The 16,221-nt window shown below is 73.7% G+C and carries 16 protein-coding genes; 9 read left to right on the plus strand and 7 right to left on the minus strand.

Annotation, left to right across the window (positions count from 1 at the left end; genetic code table 11):
* Genes ABWI07_RS00855 through ABWI07_RS00865 form a run of 3 tightly spaced genes read left to right on the plus strand, consistent with a single transcriptional unit; the run spans position 1 to position 3,381 of the window.
* Positions 1–609, plus strand: coding sequence for a TetR/AcrR family transcriptional regulator (locus ABWI07_RS00855; RefSeq protein WP_149259316.1), 609 nt, complete (start codon positions 1–3; stop codon positions 607–609).
* Positions 606–1,967, plus strand: coding sequence for an MFS transporter (locus tag ABWI07_RS00860; protein WP_353817273.1), 1,362 nt, complete (start codon positions 606–608; stop codon positions 1,965–1,967). The genes ABWI07_RS00855 and ABWI07_RS00860 overlap by 4 nt, the downstream gene beginning before the upstream one ends.
* Positions 1,957–3,381, plus strand: a complete 1,425-nt coding sequence (locus ABWI07_RS00865) for a pyridoxal phosphate-dependent decarboxylase family protein (RefSeq protein WP_353817274.1) — start codon at positions 1,957–1,959, stop codon at positions 3,379–3,381. The genes ABWI07_RS00860 and ABWI07_RS00865 overlap by 11 nt, the downstream gene beginning before the upstream one ends.
* Positions 3,382–3,494: 113 nt before the next feature.
* Here the strand turns inward: ABWI07_RS00865 and ABWI07_RS00870 are convergent, their stop codons facing one another.
* Positions 3,495–4,745, minus strand: a complete 1,251-nt coding sequence (locus ABWI07_RS00870) for a D-alanyl-D-alanine carboxypeptidase family protein (RefSeq protein ID WP_353817275.1) — start codon at positions 4,743–4,745, stop codon at positions 3,495–3,497.
* A gap of 117 nt (positions 4,746–4,862) precedes the next feature.
* On the opposite strand from ABWI07_RS00870, the gene ABWI07_RS00875 reads away from it, so the two are divergent.
* The 4 genes from ABWI07_RS00875 to ABWI07_RS00890 all read left to right on the plus strand — a co-directional run bounded on the left by ABWI07_RS00875 (position 4,863) and on the right by ABWI07_RS00890 (position 8,928).
* Positions 4,863–5,435, plus strand: coding sequence for a hypothetical protein (locus tag ABWI07_RS00875; RefSeq protein ID WP_353817276.1), 573 nt, complete (start codon positions 4,863–4,865; stop codon positions 5,433–5,435).
* A 1,421-nt stretch (positions 5,436–6,856) separates the two neighbouring features.
* Positions 6,857–7,438 (plus strand): RNA polymerase sigma factor, encoded by a 582-nt coding sequence (locus ABWI07_RS00880; protein ID WP_235036780.1) that lies wholly within the window; start codon positions 6,857–6,859, stop codon positions 7,436–7,438.
* Positions 7,435–8,436 carry an LCP family protein gene (locus ABWI07_RS00885; RefSeq protein ID WP_353817277.1) on the plus strand — a complete coding sequence of 334 codons (1,002 nt, stop codon included), beginning with the start codon at positions 7,435–7,437 and terminating at the stop codon, positions 8,434–8,436. The genes ABWI07_RS00880 and ABWI07_RS00885 overlap by 4 nt, the downstream gene beginning before the upstream one ends.
* 72 nt (positions 8,437–8,508) lie before the next feature.
* Positions 8,509–8,928 (plus strand): CBS domain-containing protein, encoded by a 420-nt coding sequence (locus tag ABWI07_RS00890; protein ID WP_149259321.1) that lies wholly within the window; start codon positions 8,509–8,511, stop codon positions 8,926–8,928.
* A 10-nt stretch (positions 8,929–8,938) separates the two neighbouring features.
* Here ABWI07_RS00890 and ABWI07_RS00895 read toward each other — a convergent pair whose 3' ends face one another.
* Positions 8,939–10,096 (minus strand): aminotransferase class V-fold PLP-dependent enzyme, encoded by a 1,158-nt coding sequence (locus ABWI07_RS00895; RefSeq protein ID WP_149259322.1) that lies wholly within the window; start codon positions 10,094–10,096, stop codon positions 8,939–8,941.
* Between the two features lie 124 nt (positions 10,097–10,220).
* Here ABWI07_RS00895 and ABWI07_RS00900 point away from each other — a divergent pair, with 124 nt between their 5' ends.
* A complete protein-coding gene (locus tag ABWI07_RS00900) occupies positions 10,221–12,101 on the plus strand; it encodes an ABC transporter ATP-binding protein (RefSeq protein WP_149259323.1) in 1,881 nt (626 codons plus the stop codon).
* Between the two features lie 38 nt (positions 12,102–12,139).
* On the opposite strand, the gene ABWI07_RS00905 is transcribed toward ABWI07_RS00900, so the two are convergent.
* The 5 genes from ABWI07_RS00905 to ABWI07_RS00925 form a co-directional block, all read right to left on the minus strand.
* Positions 12,140–12,574: an SRPBCC family protein gene (locus ABWI07_RS00905; protein WP_353817278.1), complete on the minus strand. Its 435-nt coding sequence runs from the start codon at positions 12,572–12,574 to the stop codon at positions 12,140–12,142.
* 172 nt (positions 12,575–12,746) lie between these two features.
* The gene (locus ABWI07_RS00910; RefSeq protein WP_353817279.1) at positions 12,747–13,577 is read right to left on the minus strand and encodes an ABC transporter permease; all 831 of its coding nucleotides are present in this window, start codon (positions 13,575–13,577) and stop codon (positions 12,747–12,749) included.
* A complete protein-coding gene (locus ABWI07_RS00915) occupies positions 13,574–14,518 on the minus strand; it encodes an ATP-binding cassette domain-containing protein (RefSeq protein ID WP_353817280.1) in 945 nt (314 codons plus the stop codon). The genes ABWI07_RS00910 and ABWI07_RS00915 overlap by 4 nt, the downstream gene beginning before the upstream one ends.
* Complete coding sequence (locus tag ABWI07_RS00920) at positions 14,515–14,826, minus strand: ArsR/SmtB family transcription factor (protein ID WP_353817281.1); 312 nt, start codon at positions 14,824–14,826, stop codon at positions 14,515–14,517. The genes ABWI07_RS00915 and ABWI07_RS00920 overlap by 4 nt, the downstream gene beginning before the upstream one ends.
* On the minus strand, positions 14,823–15,182 hold the full coding sequence (locus ABWI07_RS00925) for a VOC family protein (protein WP_353817282.1): 360 nt from the start codon (positions 15,180–15,182) through the stop codon (positions 14,823–14,825). Before ABWI07_RS00925 ends, ABWI07_RS00920 begins: the two co-directional genes overlap by 4 nt.
* A gap of 103 nt (positions 15,183–15,285) precedes the next feature.
* Here ABWI07_RS00925 and ABWI07_RS00930 point away from each other — a divergent pair, with 103 nt between their 5' ends.
* Complete coding sequence (locus ABWI07_RS00930) at positions 15,286–16,206, plus strand: NADP-dependent oxidoreductase (RefSeq protein ID WP_353817283.1); 921 nt, start codon at positions 15,286–15,288, stop codon at positions 16,204–16,206.
* Positions 16,207–16,221 lie beyond the last annotated feature (15 nt).

Consider the following 16,221-nt stretch of genomic DNA (forward strand, 5'->3'; position numbering starts at 1 on the left):
ATGAGCAGCAGCGACAACGGGCGAGAGCGGATCATCGAGGCCGCGACCCGGCTGTTCGCCGCGCTGGGCTACGACGGGACGTCCACCCGCATGATCGCCGAGGCGGCGGGGCTGAACGTCGCCACCGTGGCCTACCACGTCGGCGGCAAGCGCGACCTGTACCTCATCGTCATGGAACGTGCCCACCGCGCCGAGCGGCAGGTGCTGGAGAAGGCCATCGCCGAGATGACCCCGGACGAGGAGGGCCTCCTCACCCTCGTCGACCGGTACGTCGTGCTCTGCCTGGAGCAGCCTGAGATCCCCGCCCTGTGGATGCACCGGTGGCTGTCGGACGCCGCAGACGTCGCGCATCTGGACGACGACTACGTCCGGCCGCTGATGCAGATGACCAGCGACGCCGTCCGCGCGGTCGTGGGCGACGAGGTCGATCTCGACTACCTCGTGTGGACGGTCGTCTGGTGCACGCACGGGTTCGGTGCGGGCGGCATCCTCGACCAGCAGGGGAAACGCCGGAAACTGGACGACCCGCAGGCGGTCGCCCGGTTCCGCGCCCACATGCGCCGGACGGTTTCCGCCGCGATCCGGATGCGCTCCGGCGGCGCCGGATGACCAACGTGCCGCTCCAAACGAATACCGCACTGCCCCGCCGGCGCCTCCTGGGCTACGGCGTCGGCTCGATCGGCACCGGTGTCTTCTCCTCGGTCCCCGGGCTGCTCCTCCTCTACTACCTCACCGACGTCCTCGGCGTGACGGCCGCGATCGCCGGGGCCGTCCTGGTCGTGCCCAAGGCGTGGGACGTGCTGCTCAACCCGGTCGTCGGCGCCGCCAGCGACCGCGAGGCCGTCCGGACCGGGCGCCGCACCCGCCTGCTGCTGCTGGGCGCGGTGACGCTGCCGCTGCTGTTCGCCGGGATGTTCGCCGTCCCGGTCGACTCCCCGGGGTTCGCCGCCGGCTGGGCCGGGATCATGTTCCTGCTGGCCGCGAGCGCGTTCGCGTGTTTCCAGGTGCCGTATGTGGCGCTGCCCGCGGAGATCTCGGGCGAGCCGTCCGAGCGCGGCCGAGCGATGGCGTGGCGGGTCGTCTGCCTGACGGTCGGCATCCTGGTCGCCGGCGGCCTCGCGCCCGTCCTGACCGGCGCCGCCGGCGGCGGGCGCGCCGGATACGCCCTGATGGGGGCCGTGATCGGGGTCATCATGGGCGCGGCGATGGTGGCCAGCACGCTGGCGACCCGCTGGATCCCCTCCCGCCCGGGGCCGCACCCGCTCGGGCTGGTCGCCGCGCTGCGCACCGCCCGCGGCAACCGGCCGTTCTTCCTGCTGCTCGGCGCGCACGTCGGGAACACCCTCGCCGTCGCGATCATGCTGGCGGGCGCGCCCTACGTCGCGACCTACCGGCTGGACGACTACGGGCTCACCTCGGCGATGTTCGTCTGCATGGTGGCGCCGAGCGCGTTCGCCGTCCCGCTGTGGCGGTGGCTGGCGCGCAGGTACGGGGAGGTCGGCTGCTACGCCGCGGCGCTGGTGGTGTTCGCCGCGGCCGCCGCGGCGGCCTACCCGCTCATCACCTCCACCGCCGGCGTCCTCGCCCTCAGCGCCGTGGTCGGCGTCTGCTATGCCGCCGTCCAGCTGCTGCCGCTGTCGCTGATGCCCGAGACCGTCCACGCCGACGCCGGGCGGACCGGGCACGCGCAGTCCGGCGCCTTCACCGGGCTGTGGACGGCGGCGGAGACGGGCGCGCTCGCCCTCGGCCCCGGCGTCTTCGCGCTGATCCTGGCCGCCTCGTCGTTCCAGTCCTCCGACCTGGACACCCCCGTCGTCCAGCCGGATTCCGCCCTCAGCGGGCTGACCGCCGGGTTCACGCTCGTCCCGGCCGTGCTCCTGCTGCTCAGCGTCCCCCTCCTGCTGGCCTACCGCCGGCGGGCCGCCGCCCACCTCCCGATCGAGGAAACACCGGAACATGCCGTCTGACCCCCTTCCCGAAGCCGGCCGCCCCGCCGCCGAGCTGCTCGCCGAACTCGCCCGGCTGCGGGACGCCGACCTGCCCGTGCGCGGCGGCCAGGTCACCGCCTACGTCTACGACACCGGGCGGGAGGCGGTGCACGACCTCGCCGCCACCGCCTACCAGGAGATGCTGGAGGTGAACTGCCTGGACCCGACCGCCTTCCCCAGCATCGTCGCGCTCGAACGCCGGATCGTCGGGGCGGTCGCCGGCAAGCTCGGCGGCGGGTCGGGCATCTTCACCAGCGGCGGCACCGAGTCGATCATGCTGGCGGTGAAGGCGGCGCGGGATGCCCGGCCGGTGGACGGCACGCCCCAGATCGTCCTGCCGGCGACGGCGCACCCCGCGTTCCACAAGGCCGCGCACTACCTCGGCCTGGAGGTCGTGCACGTTCCCGTGGACGACGCGTTCCGCGCCGACCCGGCCGCGACCGCCGCCGCGCTCACGCCCCGCACGGTGCTCGTCGTCGCCTCCGCGCCGTCCTACCCGCAGGGCGTCATGGACCCGGTCCCGGAGATCGCCTCCATCGCTGCCTCCGCCGGTGTGCCGTGCCACGTGGACGCCTGTGTCGGCGGCTGGGTGCTGCCCTGGCTGCGCGACGCCGGACGGGACGTCCCGCCGTTCGACCTGTCCGTGCCGGGCGTGACGTCCCTCTCCTGCGACCTGCACAAGTACGGCTACTCGCCCAAGGGGGCCTCGGTCGTGCTGTTCGCGGACGAGTCGCTCCGCCGGCACGCGTACTTCGCGTCCGCCGAATGGCCCGGCTACACCGTCATCAACGCGGGCGTGCAGAGCAGCAAGAGCGCGGGGCCGCTGGGCGCGGCGTGGGCGACCCTCATGGCGGTCGGCGCGCGCGGTTACCGGGAACTCGCCGAGTCCGCGATGAGCGCGGCCGAGCGGCTCGCCGCGGGCATCGCGGGCATTCCGGGCCTGCGGGTGCTCGGCGAGCCCGCCGCCCCGCTCGTCGCCGTCGCCTCGTCCGACCCGGAGCTGGACGTGTTCGTCGTAGCCGACGAGGCCCGCGCCCGCGGCTGGTTCTTCCAGCCGCAGCTGTCCTACCAGGGCATCCCGCCGAACCTGCATTTCACGCTGACCGGGGTCAGCGACGTCGACGCGCTCCTGGCCGCGCTGGCCGACGCGGTGAAGGCCGCCCGCGCCGCCGGGCCGCCGGATGTCCCGTCCGACCTGGTGGAGGCGCTCGCCGGCCTCGACCTCGACAGCCTGGACGACGCCGGGTTCGCGGGGCTGCTCGCGTCGGTCGGCGTGGACCTCGCCGGCGGCGCGGAACCGGAGATGGCCATGGTCAACGCGATCCTGGACGCCCTGCCGCCCGCCACCCGCGAGGCCCTGCTGATCCGCTTCCTGTCGGCCCTGTACGCCTGACGCCGGGGTCCGCGGACGTCGGCCGGCTCGATGCCGACGCTCCCCGCGTTGCCTTGCGGCGTGCTGCCCCTGTCAGCGCTTGGACAGGGGTGGCACGCCGCGCGTCAACGTCGCTAGCCGAGGCGCGTCAGTCGCTTGACGATGGACGGGGGGCTTCCGGTGCCGACCTTCACCGGCACCCGGGCGGCGCCCGCGTCCACGACACCGGCCTTGGCACCGCGCTCGGGCTCGGCGGGCGGGTCGCCGTCGAATCGGACGGGCACGGTGAGGCCGGGCCAGCCGACGATGCTCAGCGGCGACGCGGCGGTCAGCGCCTTCCGGCCGCCGAGCCCGTCGTCGAGCCAGGCGACCGTCTGGCCGGGGCGCGCCAGCGGCGCCGCGACGATGGCCTGCTCGGCCGCGACGAGGATGCCCTCCGCCGTGTTGACGGCGTCCGCCGCGCTGGGGGAGCGCTGCCCCATCACCGCGCCGACGATCAGGGTCTGCGTGCCGCCGACGTCCCGGCGCGCGGCGAACACGAAGTTCCCGCCCGCCGCGTCGGTGTAGCCGGTCTTGCCGCCGACCACGCCGTTGCGTCCGAGGATGAAGTTGCCGCCCTGCCGGGGGGAGCCGCCGCCGTCCGGCACGTACATCCGGTTGTTCACGATCTCGGTGAACGCCGGGATCTTCATCGCCGCCCGCAGCAGCTTCACCTGGTCGGCGGCCGTGCTGACGGTGCCGGAGTGGTAGCCGCTCGGGTCGGTGTAGCGCGTGGAGGTCATGCCGAGCCGCTGCGCCGCGGCGTTCATCTTCGCCACGAACGCCTGCTCGTTGCCGGAGTCCCAGCGCGCGAGCTCGTGCGCCACGTCGTTCGCCGAGATGATGAGCAGGGCCTCCAGCGCCTTGCGCTGCGTCAGCCGCTGGTTCGCCGTGACTTCCAGCAGCGACTCGCCGCGCCTCTTGCGCGCCGGGATCTGCGCCGCCGCCTGGGGTGACACGGTCAGCACCGGCCCCGCCTCGCCGGGCTTCAGCGGATGGTCGTTCAGGTACACGTAGGCCGTCATCACCTTGGCGACGCTCGCCGTGGGCGTCGGCACCGTCCCGCCCGACGAGCCCATCGTCCCGACCCCGTCCACGTAGAGCACCGCCTGGCCCACCCCGGGCCACGGCAGCGTCGGGGCCTGCCCGGGGAAGGTGTGGCTGGACGCGATGGTCAGCCGCACCGTCGGGTTGGGCGGCGGCCGCAGCAGCTGCCCCGCCACGACCCCGGCCACGAGGACCAGCATGGCCGCGACCACGACGAGCCAGCGCCGCTTGCCTTTGCGCTTCTCCGCCACGGCGGGCTCGGGCGGTTGGGGAGGTGGCGCCTCCCCGTCCCAGGGCACGCTCCATTGCCCGGACGTCCGCGCCGTCGGGGCCGGAAGCGAAGCCTCCCAGGGACCGCCCTGCGACGACAGGTCAGGCAACCGCTCGATCCGCGTGGGTCCGGCAGGGGAGAGCGCTTGAGGACGGACGTCGCCGGGCGCTTCCTGCTGCGTCCCCGGCCCGGCCGCGCCCCAGGGCCGTTCGGTGTCGGGCGGGGCGGGGTGCCGTTGCGGCGCGGGCAGCGCCCGGTTGCCGCGCAACTCGTGGACGTCACCGGGACGTTCCTGGCGCTGCGGTGGAGCGGAACGGGCCGCACCCTGGCCCCGCTCGTTCTCCCGAGGCACCACATGCCGCGAGGCGGCCGGCGCCGCGCTCCCGTGCGCTCCGCCGGGACGTTCCTGCTGTGGCGCCGGCGCACCCTGAGGGCGTTCGGTGTCAGGGGGCGCGTGTCGGCCCCGATCGCCCCGTGTTTCATGGACGTCGCCCGGACGTTCCTGCCACTGCGGCTGCGCAGGAGCGGGGCGTGGAGCCGCGCCCTGGGGCCGCCCGTGCTCCCGAGGTGCCGCCTGACGGGATGCGGCAGGTGGTGCGGCGTTCCCACGCGCTTCGCGGGCGTCACCGGGCCGTTCCTGGCGTTGCGGCTGGGCCGGGTTGTGGCGTGGGGCCGCGCCTTGGGGATGCTCGGTCTCCTGCGGTGCCGCTTGTTGTGATCGGGTGGGCTGCGCCGCGTTCCCGCGCGCTTCGCGAGGTGTTTCCTGGCGTGCGGCGGACGCGGGCGTGCTCCGCGGGCCGCGTTCGCCGTCAGGGGGCGCCGGCCGGGCTCGCTCGCCGCGTGGTTCTTGGCCGTCGCCCGGACGTTCCTGCGGTTGCCGCTGAGCCGGAGTGGCGCGGTGAGCTGCGCCTTGTGGCCGTTCGGGCTCCTGAGGTCCCGCCTGTTGCGGCGGAGCGGGTGGTGCCGCGTTACCGCGGGCGTCGCCGGGCCGTTCCTGCCGTTGCGCAGGAGCGGGGCGGGACGCACCCTGTGCCCGCTCGCTCTCGTGAGGTGCCGCGTTCCCGCGGGCCTCGCTGGGGCGCTCCTGGCGTTGCGGCTGGGCTGGGGCGGTGCGTGGAGCTGCGCCCTGGGCCTGCTCGGTCTCCTGAGGTGGTGCTTGTTGTGATCGGGCGGGTGGTGCTGCGTTCTCGTGCGCTTCGCGAGGTGTTTCCTGGCGTGCGGCGGACGCGGGCGTGCTCCGCGGGCCGCGTTCGCCGTCAGGGGGCGCCGGCCGGGCTCGCTTGCCGCGTGGTTTTTGGACGTCGCCTGGGTCTTCCTGGGGAGCTTCGCCCTGGGGGCGTTCGGGGGCGGGGCGTGCCGCGTGCCTGCCGCTGGTTCGGGGTGTCACGGCCGGGGGTGGGGCATCGCTGGGCGTCGGGGGCGCGGCATGGCCAGGGGCCGAGGCGCCGCGCCCCTCGCGCTCCTGCGCGGCGGGGGCCGCGCGGTCCTCTTGGGGTGCGGTGGTCTGGGTCGGGTCGTCGGCGGGGGGCTCTTCGGCCGGGGCCTCGTCCGCCGGGGACGCGGCCTCTTCCTCCTGGGCGGGCTCCTCGTCGCGGACGGACTGGGACGTGGGGCGCCAAGGCTTGGTCTCCGGGGGCGGAGGCGCGGCAGGGGACGGCGTGTCCCGTTCGGGCTCCTCGGCCTCGGGAGGCGTGAACTGGACGTACCAGGTGGGGCTCGCCGAGGGCTTCTCGCCCGGCTCTTCCGCCGCCTCCTCGTCGCCGGACGCGTCGGCCGACTCGTCGCCGGCCTCGTCCTGCGGTTTCACCGGACGGCGGACGGCGATGTCCGGACGGGTCATGTTGACCTTCGCCGGTACGCGGAACTCGGCGGTTCCGTTGCGCGCCGCTTCCTCGTCAAGTTCGGCGTCGTCGCCCACGTGCAGACCCCCTCTGCTCGTACCCCGACAGGCGGCGGAGCGGTCCTGCCGACAACCCCGTGCATATGAGGATGCGCATTTTATCGGGAAGGTTCGCCGGAATCCGTATCCGCGGGGCCGTGTCTCAGGTCCAGCGTGAACTCGTAACGCGGGTTGCGGAGATACACCGCTGACAACGTCCCCGCACGGGAAGGCCCGGTGCGCATGCCATGGTGGCCGCGATGACCGTTCCCCCCACGGCTCGGGAGTGCGACGCGGCTCTCATCGAGAGTTCGCTCGCCGATCCCGAGGCGTTCGCCGCGCTGTTCGACCGATATTCGGCGATGCTCTACCGGTACGTCTCCCGCAGGCTCGGTCCGGAGCCCGCAGAGGACGTCGTCGGAGAGACGTTCCTGGTCGCGTTCAGCAAGCGGCACCGCTACGACCTGGCGCAGCAGGACGCGCGGCCGTGGCTGTTCGGCATCGCGACGAAGCTGGTCGCACGGCACCACCGCGCGGAGGCCGCGCGCTACCGGGCGCTGCGGCGCAGCCCCGTGGACGGCCCGGTGGAGGGGCCCGACGACCGCGTCGCGGCGGGGGTGACGGCGTCGGCGACGCGTCCCGCGCTGGCGGCGGCGCTGTCCGGCCTGGCGCGCCGCGACCTGGACGTCCTGCTGCTGGTGGCCTGGGGCGACCTGTCCTACGAGGAGGCGGCGCGGGCGCTCGGCATCCCGGTCGGGACGGTCCGCTCCCGCCTCAACCGGGCGCGGCGCAAGGTGCGCGCGGCGCTCGGCGACACCGACCCGACGCGCGAGGAGGCGTGACCGTGGACGACCTGGAACTGCTCCGCGACCTCGGCCGCGACCTGGAGCACGAGCCGCCGCCGTCCCTCGCCCGGCAGCGGAACCGGCTGCTCGACGGGGCGCGGCGCAGGCGCCGCGGCCCGGGGCGGTGGACGCTGCTCGGCGTGGTCGCGGCGGTGACGGCCGCGGCGATCCTCGTTCCGGTGGTGCTGCTGCACGGGCGCGGCGCGCGGCCCGCGACGCCGAACCCGACCCCGCCCGCCGCGACCAAGGCGCTGAACGTGCTGGTCATCGGGCTGGACGCGCGCTACAGAGGCGGCCCGCAGCGCTCGGACACCCTGATCCTCGTACACGTCCCCGCCGACCGTAAGAAGCCGCAGGTGGTGAGCATCCCGAGGGACGTCCTCGTACGGATCCCCGCATGCGGGAAGAACCCGGCGCAGTGGGCGACGGTCAACGCGGCATTCACGCTCGGCGGAGCCGCCTGCACGCTGAAGACGGTGGAGTCGCTGACCGGCGTCCCGATCGACCAGACCGTGACCGTGGATTTCGCCGGGTTCAAGAAGGTGGTGGACGCGCTCGGGGGGGTCGAGATCACGCTGCCGGTGGCCGTGTCCGACCAGAAGTCCGGGCTGCACCTGCCCCCGGGCAGGCACCTGGTGCACGGGACGCAGGCGCTCGCCTACGTCCGGACCAGGCACGGCCTGGGCGACGGCTCCGACCTCGACCGCGTCAAACGCCAGCAGCAGTTCCTCGCCTCGGTGGCGCGGAAGGCCAGGGAGATGATGTCGCGGGACCCGCTGAGGTTCGCGCGCTTCCTCGCCGTCGCGGCCGGCTCGGTCGAGAGCACGCCGAAGCTGGACGCCGGGACGCTGCGCTCCCTCGCGCGGGGGTTCGACAAGGGCGACGGGGCCGCCTTCCACACGATCCCGGTCCGTCCCGCGCCTTCCGACCCGAACCGGCTCGTGGTGGACGAGCCGGCCGCGCGGCGGGTGCTCGCACCGTTCCGGACGCGATGAGTGATCGCGCCTTCGGAGGGTAGGGGCCGCATCGATCCCGGCTACGACCCACGAGCAAGGAGTGTGTGAGCGATGGCCACGAAAGTCCGCGACATCATGACCGGCTCGCCCACGTCGGTGTCGCCGGAACTCGACATCGTGACCGTGGCGCGTGCGATGCGCGACGAGGACATCGGTGCGGTCCTGGTGGCGGAGGGCGACGACCTGAAGGGCGTCGTCACCGACCGCGACCTGGTGGTGCGCGGGCTCGCCGCGGGCGGCGACCCCGCCAAGGCGAGGATCGGCGAGATCGCCAGCAAGGTGACCGCGACCGTGGGGCCCGACGACTCCCTCGACAGGGCCGCGCAGATCATGCGGGAACGGTCCGTGCGGCGGCTCCCGGTCATGGAGGACGGCCGTCCGGTGGGCATCGTGTCCATCGGGGACCTGGCGATCGAGAAGGACGCCGCGTCGGCGCTCGCCGACATCAGCGCGGCGCGTTCCAACACGTGAACTGCCCGGCCTAGGGCAGCACGGACAGGAGCCGTTCCAGCTCCTCGTCGGTGTTGTAGTAGTGCACGGAGGCCCGCACGGCCGCTGGACGGGCGTGCGGGTCGTATCCGTGTGAGACCGGGTTGGTGACGTTGACGTTGACGCCGGCCTCTCTCGCCGCCGCCTTGACGGCCGCCGGGTCGCGGCCCTCCACCGTGAACGTGACGATGCCGGACGGGCGGGCGCCCTTGTCCAGGACGGTGACGCCGGGCCGCGCGGCCAGCTCCTCCCTGAGCCGGGCGGCGAGGCCGAGGACGCGGTCCTCGATCTCCGCCATTCCCAGGCCGGCCGCGTAGTCGGCGGCGACGCCCAGCCCGATCTGCCCGGCCACGTGCCGTTCCCACGTCTCGAACCGCTGCGCGTCGTCGCGCATCACGAACCCGTCCGGGGCCTTCCAGTCGGCGGCCTGGAGGTCGAGGAACGGCGGGACGAGCGTCTGCAGGATTCCGTGCCGGACGTACAGGAAGCCCGTGCCGCGCGGGCCGCGCAGGTACTTGCGCCCCGTAGCCGACAGGATGTCGCAGCCGATCTCGTTGACGTCCATGGCGAGCTGCCCCACCGACTGGCACGCGTCCAGGAGGTACAGGACGCCATGCTCGCGGCACAGCCGTCCCACTTCGGCGGCCGGGTTGACGAGCCCGTTGTGCGTGGGGATGTGGTTCAGCGACACCAGCCGGACGTCGCCCTTGGCCAGTTCGGCTTCCAGCGCGTCCAGGGACAGGGTGCCGTCGGCCTCGTCCGGGACGACCTCCACATGCGCGCCCTTGGCCGCCGCCACCTGCTGGTAGGCGATGGCGTTGCTGGAGTACTCGCTCGTCGTCGTCAGGATGCGGTCGCCGTCCGCGAAGGGGATCGCGTAGAACGCCATGTCCCACGCTCGGGTGGCGTTCTCCACGAAGGCGATCTCGTCAGGACGGGCCCCCAGGAGCCTGGCGACGGCGTCGTAGAAGCGCGCGATCGGCGCCTCGTTGCGCTCGGCCGCCTCGTATCCGCCGATCAGCGACTCCAGTTCGAAGTGCCCGGCGACGGCGTCGATGACGGGACGCGGCGGCAGGGCGGCTCCGGCGTTGTTGAGGTGAGCCACCTTCGCGCAGCCGGGGGTGTCGGACCGGAGCTCGTCGATGTCCACAGGCCGCCTTCCTCTCGCGGAATGTCGTACCCCCGCGGGACCCTGGGATCCGGCGGCGGCTTGACCTCAACCTTTCTTGAGGTCGCATGCTCGCTGTTCCAGGTTAACGATCACAGGGGTCTCCATGGACATGGAAGTCACGGCGTGGATGTCGCTGCACCACGCCATGAACGCACGGGACAGCAGGCCGTTCTCCAAGGCGACGCTGGGGCGCATCGGCCGCTTCGCCCGCCCGCACCGGGGGCTGCTCACGGCATTCCTCCTGCTCAGCGTGGTGATGGCGGTCATCGCGGTGGCGACGCCGGTGCTCGCCGGGTGGGTCGTCAACGCGATCGTCGACCATGAGGCGACGTCCACCGTCGTGTGGCTCGCCGTTCTGATCGCCGTACTGGCGCTCGCCGAGGGCTCCCTCGGCCTCCTCAACCGCTGGCTGTCCGCGCGCATCGGCGAGGGGCTGATCCTCGACCTGCGCACGGCCGTGTTCGACCACGTCCAGCGCATGCCGGTCGCCTTCTTCACCCGGACCCGCACCGGCGCCCTGGTCAGCCGCCTCAACAACGACGTGATCGGGGCCCAGCGCGCGTTCAGCGACACCCTTTCCGGAGTGGTCAGCAACCTTGTGACCGTCCTGCTCACCTTCGCCGTGATGGTGCGCATCTCCTGGCAGATCACCCTGCTCGCGCTGGTCCTGCTGCCCGTCTTCGTCCTCCCGGCCCGCCGGATGGGCAGCCGCCTGGCGAAGCTCGAACGCGAGGCCGCGGCGCACGACGCCGCGATGAGCACGCAGATGACCGAGCGCTTCTCCGCCCCCGGAGCGACGCTGGTGAAGCTGTTCGGGCGCCCCGCGCGCGAGTCGGCCGAGTTCGCCGCCCGGGCCCGCCGCGTCCGCGACATCGGCGTCCGCACCGCGATGGTGCAGCACGTCTTCATCACGGCGCTCACGATGGTCTCCGCGCTCGCCCTCGCGCTCGTCTACGGCGTCGGCGGGTTCCTGTCCCTGCGCGGCCACCTCGACGCCGGCGCCGTCGTCGCCCTGGCCCTGCTGCTCACCCGCCTCTACGCGCCGCTGACCGCCCTGGCCAGCGCACGCGTCGAGGTGATGAGCGCGCTCGTGAGCTTCGAGCGGGTCTTCGAGGTGCTCGACCTGAAGCCGCTCGTCAGCGAGAAGCCCGAGCCGCGCGACGTGCCCGAGGGCCCGGTGGCGGTCGAGTTCGACAACGTCACCTTCGCCTACCCGTCCGCCGACAAGGTCTCCCTCGCCTCCCTCGAAGAGGTCGCCACCCTCGACACCCGCGGCGGCGTGGACGTCCTGCACGACGTATCGTTCCGCGCCGAACCCGGCCAGATGGTCGCCCTGGTCGGCTCGTCCGGCGCGGGCAAGTCGACGATCGCGCAGCTGCTGCCGCGCCTCTACGACGTCGACTCCGGCGCCGTCCGGCTCGGCGGCGTCGACGTCCGCGACCTGTCGTTCCAGGCCATCCGCGACACGCTCGGCATGGTGACGCAGGACGGCCACCTGTTCCACGAGTCGATCCGCGAGAACCTCCTGCTCGCCCGCCCCGAGGCGACCGACGAGGAGCTGTGGGACGTCCTGCGCCGCGCCCGCCTCGACACCCTCATCGAGGGCCTGCCCGACGGCCTCGACACCATCGTCGGCGAGCGGGGCTACCGCCTGTCCGGCGGTGAGCGCCAGCGCCTCACCATCGCCCGGCTCCTGCTCGCCAGGCAGCGCGTCGTGATCCTCGACGAGGCCACCGCGCACCTCGACTCCACGTCCGAGGCCGCAGTCCAGGAGGCCCTGACCGAGGCCCTCGACGGCCGCACCGCCGTGGTCATCGCCCACCGCCTGTCCACGGTCCGCGCCGCCGACCTGATCCTCGTCGTGGAGAGCGGCCGCATCATCGAACGCGGCACCCACGAGGAGCTCCTCGCCGCAGGCGGCCGCTACGCCGACCTCTACCGCACCCAGTTCGCCGACGAGCCGCCCCTCGAACCCGTCGCCTGACCGAGCGCCTGGAAGTGCTCACCGGCCTGCGACGGGGGTCAGCGCAGGTCGGTGAGCACTTCCCGGAGGGCGCGGAAGATGCCGGAGCGCCAGCCGCCGCCCATCCCGCGGAAGGCGTAGGCGTTGACGGGGTCGTCGAGGTCGAAGCCCGCGTGCTCGACGAACAGGCGCGTTCCGCGCCCCTCGGCGACGAGCCGCCACGTCACCGTCGTGTCGAGGCCGCCGCCGCGCCAGCTGATGCGCAGCAGCCGGAGTTCGTCGACGTCGAGGACGCGGCATTCGATGGTCCCGTCGAAGCCGACCGCGGGGATCGGCTTGGCCGCGAAGGTGAAGCGGTGCCCGACGACGGGCTTGAAGTCGTTCGGCATCAGCCAGCGGGCCAGCAGCTCCGGCTCGGTCAGCGCCCGCCACACCTTCGCGGGCGGATGCGGCAGGAACTCGTCCACCTCGATCGAGGCCCGCTCACCACTCATGTCCCCACCTCCACATCGCACCCCGCGCCCAGTCGTGCCCCTGTGCTGAAGTCGCGTCCTCGCTCACCTGGCATCCTGCGCCCTCGTCGTGGCCGGCGCCCATGTCACACCCTGCGCCCAGGCCGCCATCCGCCCACGTCGCGCCCTACGCTCACGACGATTTGCGCCCATGTCAGATCTTGCGGAAGCGGGTCAGGGCGATGGCGCCGGACACTAGGACGATGCCGGTGGTCCACGCCAGGGACCGCCAGACGTAGTAGCCGGGGGCGTGGCCCAGGGCCGCCGCGTCGCCCTGCGTGAGGACGCGCACGGCGTCCATCATGACGGTGACCGGCTGGTGCTCGGCGAAGCCGCGCAGCCACCCGGGCATCGTCTCCACCGGGACGTAGGCGCCGGAGACGAAGCTCAGCGGCAGCGCGAGGAACCCCACGCCCTGCGCGGCCTGCGGGCTCGCGGTCAGCAGCCCCAGCGCCACGAACATCCACACGAACGCGAACCCGAACAGCACGCACAGCCCGAACCCGGCCAGCGCCGATCCCCAGCCGGCGTGCACCCGGAACCCCACGGCGAACGCCAGCGCGGCGCTCACCGCGAGGATCAGCGCGACCCGCACCGTGTCGGCCGCCACCTGCCCCGCGAGCGCGGCCGTGCGCGGCATCGGCAGCGACCTCAGCCGGTCCAGGTAGCCGGACGCGAGGTCCTCGGCGACCGCGACCGCCGCGCTCATCCCGGCGAACAGGCCGCTCACCGTCAGCAGCCCGGGGATCATGTAGTCGACGTACCCGACGCCGCCCGTGCCGATCGCGCCGCCGAACACGTACCGGAAGATGAGCAGGAACGCGACGCTCTGCGCGAGCCCCATGACGAGGATCTGCGGCGTCCGGAGCGTCCGCCGGACCCCCCGCTGCGCGACCGCCCAGGTCGCGGCTCCGAACCCGGCCCCGCCGGCCACCCGGGTCATCGGCGAGCCGTGGGCGGTGGGGGGTGCGGCTGGGACGGTCATGACGGGGTCCGTTCCGGGTTGGTGGTGAGGGCTAGGAAGACCTCGTCGAGGGTGGGGCGGCGCAGGGTGACGTCCTCGATGGCCACGTGGTGGTCGGACAGGGCCCGGACGGCCTTCAGCAGGTCGTCGGGGCCGTCCTCGGCGGGCATCGTCACCAGCAGGGACGACGGGTCGGTGTGGGCGGGGGCGATCGGCTCCAGGGCGCGGGCGGCGGGGGCCAGTGCGGCGCGGTCGCGGACGTGGACCTCGACGAGGTCGCCGCCGATCCGCGACTTCAGCTTGCGGGGAGTGCCCTCGGCGGCCACCCGGCCCCTGTCGATGATCACGACGCGGTCGGCGAGGCGGTCGGCCTCGTCCAGGTACTGGGTGGTGAGGAGGACGTTCGTGCCGCCCGCCGCCAGGCCGCCGATGGCGTCCCACAGTTCGATGCGGCCGCGCGGGTCGAGGCCGGTGGTGGGCTCGTCCAGCAGCAGGAGCCGGGGCGCGCCGACCAGGCTCGCGCCGAGGTCGAGGCGGCGGCGCGTTCCGCCCGAGTAGGTGCGGACGAGACGGTCGGCGACCTCGCCCAGGGACAGCCGGTCGAGCACTTCGGCCGCGCTCGCGCGGGCGGTCCGGCGGCCCTGGCCGAACAGGCGGGCGATCATCTCCAGGTTCTCCCGCCCGGTCATCGCCGCCTCGACCGCCGCGTACTGGCCGGCCAGGCCGATGAGCCGCCGCACCCGGCCCGGCTCGCGGGCCGCGTCGACGCCGTCCACGCGCAGGGTGCCGCCGTCGGGCCGGACGAGCGTCGCCACCGCGCGGACGAACGTCGTCTTCCCCGCGCCGTTCGGGCCGAGCAGCGCGACGACCTGCCCCGGTTCGGCGACGAGGTCGAGCCCGTCGAGGGCCCGGACGCCCCCGAACCGCTTGACCAGCCCGGCCGCCTCGATGACGGGGGTCACAGGTCCTCCTCGTCCAGGAGATCGCGCAGGTCGGCGAGCTTCTCCCGCCAGAACCGCTCGTAGGGGGACAGCCACTCCGAAAGCTCGCGCAGGGGCGCGGGCTCCAGCCGGTAGAGGCGCTGCCGGCCGCTGCGCCGCTCGCTGACCAGCCCGGCGTCGCGCAGCACCCTGAGGTGCTCCGACACGCTCGGGCGGCTCATCGAGAAGTGCGCCGCGAGGTCGTTGACCGGGCGCGGCCCGTCCAGCAGGAGCGCGGTGATCTCCCGCCGGACGGGGCTGGCCAGGGCCGCGAAGACGTCCACCGTCACCGCGCGGCCAGCACGATGCCGTTGCCGTCGGGGTCGGTCAGCGTCGCCTGCCGCCCCCAGGGCAGGTCCTGCGGGCCCTCGACCGCCACCCCGGCGGCGCGCAGGCGCTCGCAGTCCGCGTCGAGGTCGGACGTCTCCAGCATGAGCCCGTGGACGCTGCCGGGCGCCGCGCCGGGCACGTGGTCCGCCAGGACGACGCCCGTCTCCGCGCCCTTGGGCGCCAGCTGGAGCCAGCGCATCGGGCCCGTCGAACGGTCCGCGACGACCTCGAAGCCCAACTTGGTCGCGTAGAAGTCCTTGGCCGCGTCCTGGTCGGAGACCGGCACGGTCAGCAGCCGCACATGCGTGATGTTCATGCGCACGAAGATATGTAGGGGATTTCCTACCTGTCAAACGTAGGGAACTCCCTACGTGTTGCACGCCATGTTTGCCGGGCCGGTCGGGTGGCAGGTTGAGGGAATGCGTGCCGTCACCTATGACTCCTTCGCCGCCGACAACTCGCGCCTCCGGGTCGGGGACGTCCCGGACCCGAAGGTCGGGCCCGGGCAGGTCCTGATCGAGGTCCGCGCGGCGGGGGTCAACCCCGTGGACTGGAAGGTCATGGCCGGCGGCCTGGACGGGATGATGGACGCGGTGTTCCCCGTCATCCCGGGCTGGGACGTCGCCGGCGTCGTGCGGGGCAGCGGCCCCGACACGCCGGACTTCGCGGACGGCGAGGAGGTCATGTCCTACGCCCGCAAGGACGTCGTCGGCGCCGGGACGTTCGCGAAGTACGTCGCGGTCGCGGCCGACGACGTGGCGCGCAAGCCCGCGGCGCTCGACTGGAACCAGGCCGGGGGGCTGCCGCTCGTCGGCATGACCGCGCAGCGCTCCCTGGACCGCCTTGAGATCGGGCCGGGCGACGTGCTGCTGGTCCACGCGGCGTCCGGCGGGGTGGGGAGCCTGGCCGTCCAGATCGCCCGCGACCGCGGCGCCCGCGTCATCGGCACGGCCTCCGAGCGGAACCACGACTTCCTGCGCGGCCTCGGCGCCGAGCCCGTCGCCTACGGGGACGGGCTGGTCGAGCGCGTCCGGGACCTGGCGCCCGGCGGCGTGTCCGCGGTCGCCGACTTCGTGGGCGGCCAGTTGGACACGACCCTCGCCGTCCTGGCCGAGGGCGGGCGGCACGTGTCGGTCGCGGACAACACGGTCGAGGAGCACGGCGGCCACTGGATCTGGGTCCGTCCGAGCGGGGCGAAGCTCGCCGAGCTGGCGGCCATGGCCGACCGCGGCGCGCTCACGGTGGAGGTGGCCGGGACGTTCCCGCTGGAGAAGGCGGGCGAGGCGTTCGACGAGAGCCGCGGCGGGCACACGCGCGGCAAGCTCGTCATCACGCCGTAGCTACTGGACCGGCCG

The sequence above is a fragment of the Actinomadura sp. NPDC000600 genome, from assembly GCF_040492135.1.
Taxonomy (GTDB): domain Bacteria; phylum Actinomycetota; class Actinomycetes; order Streptosporangiales; family Streptosporangiaceae; genus Spirillospora.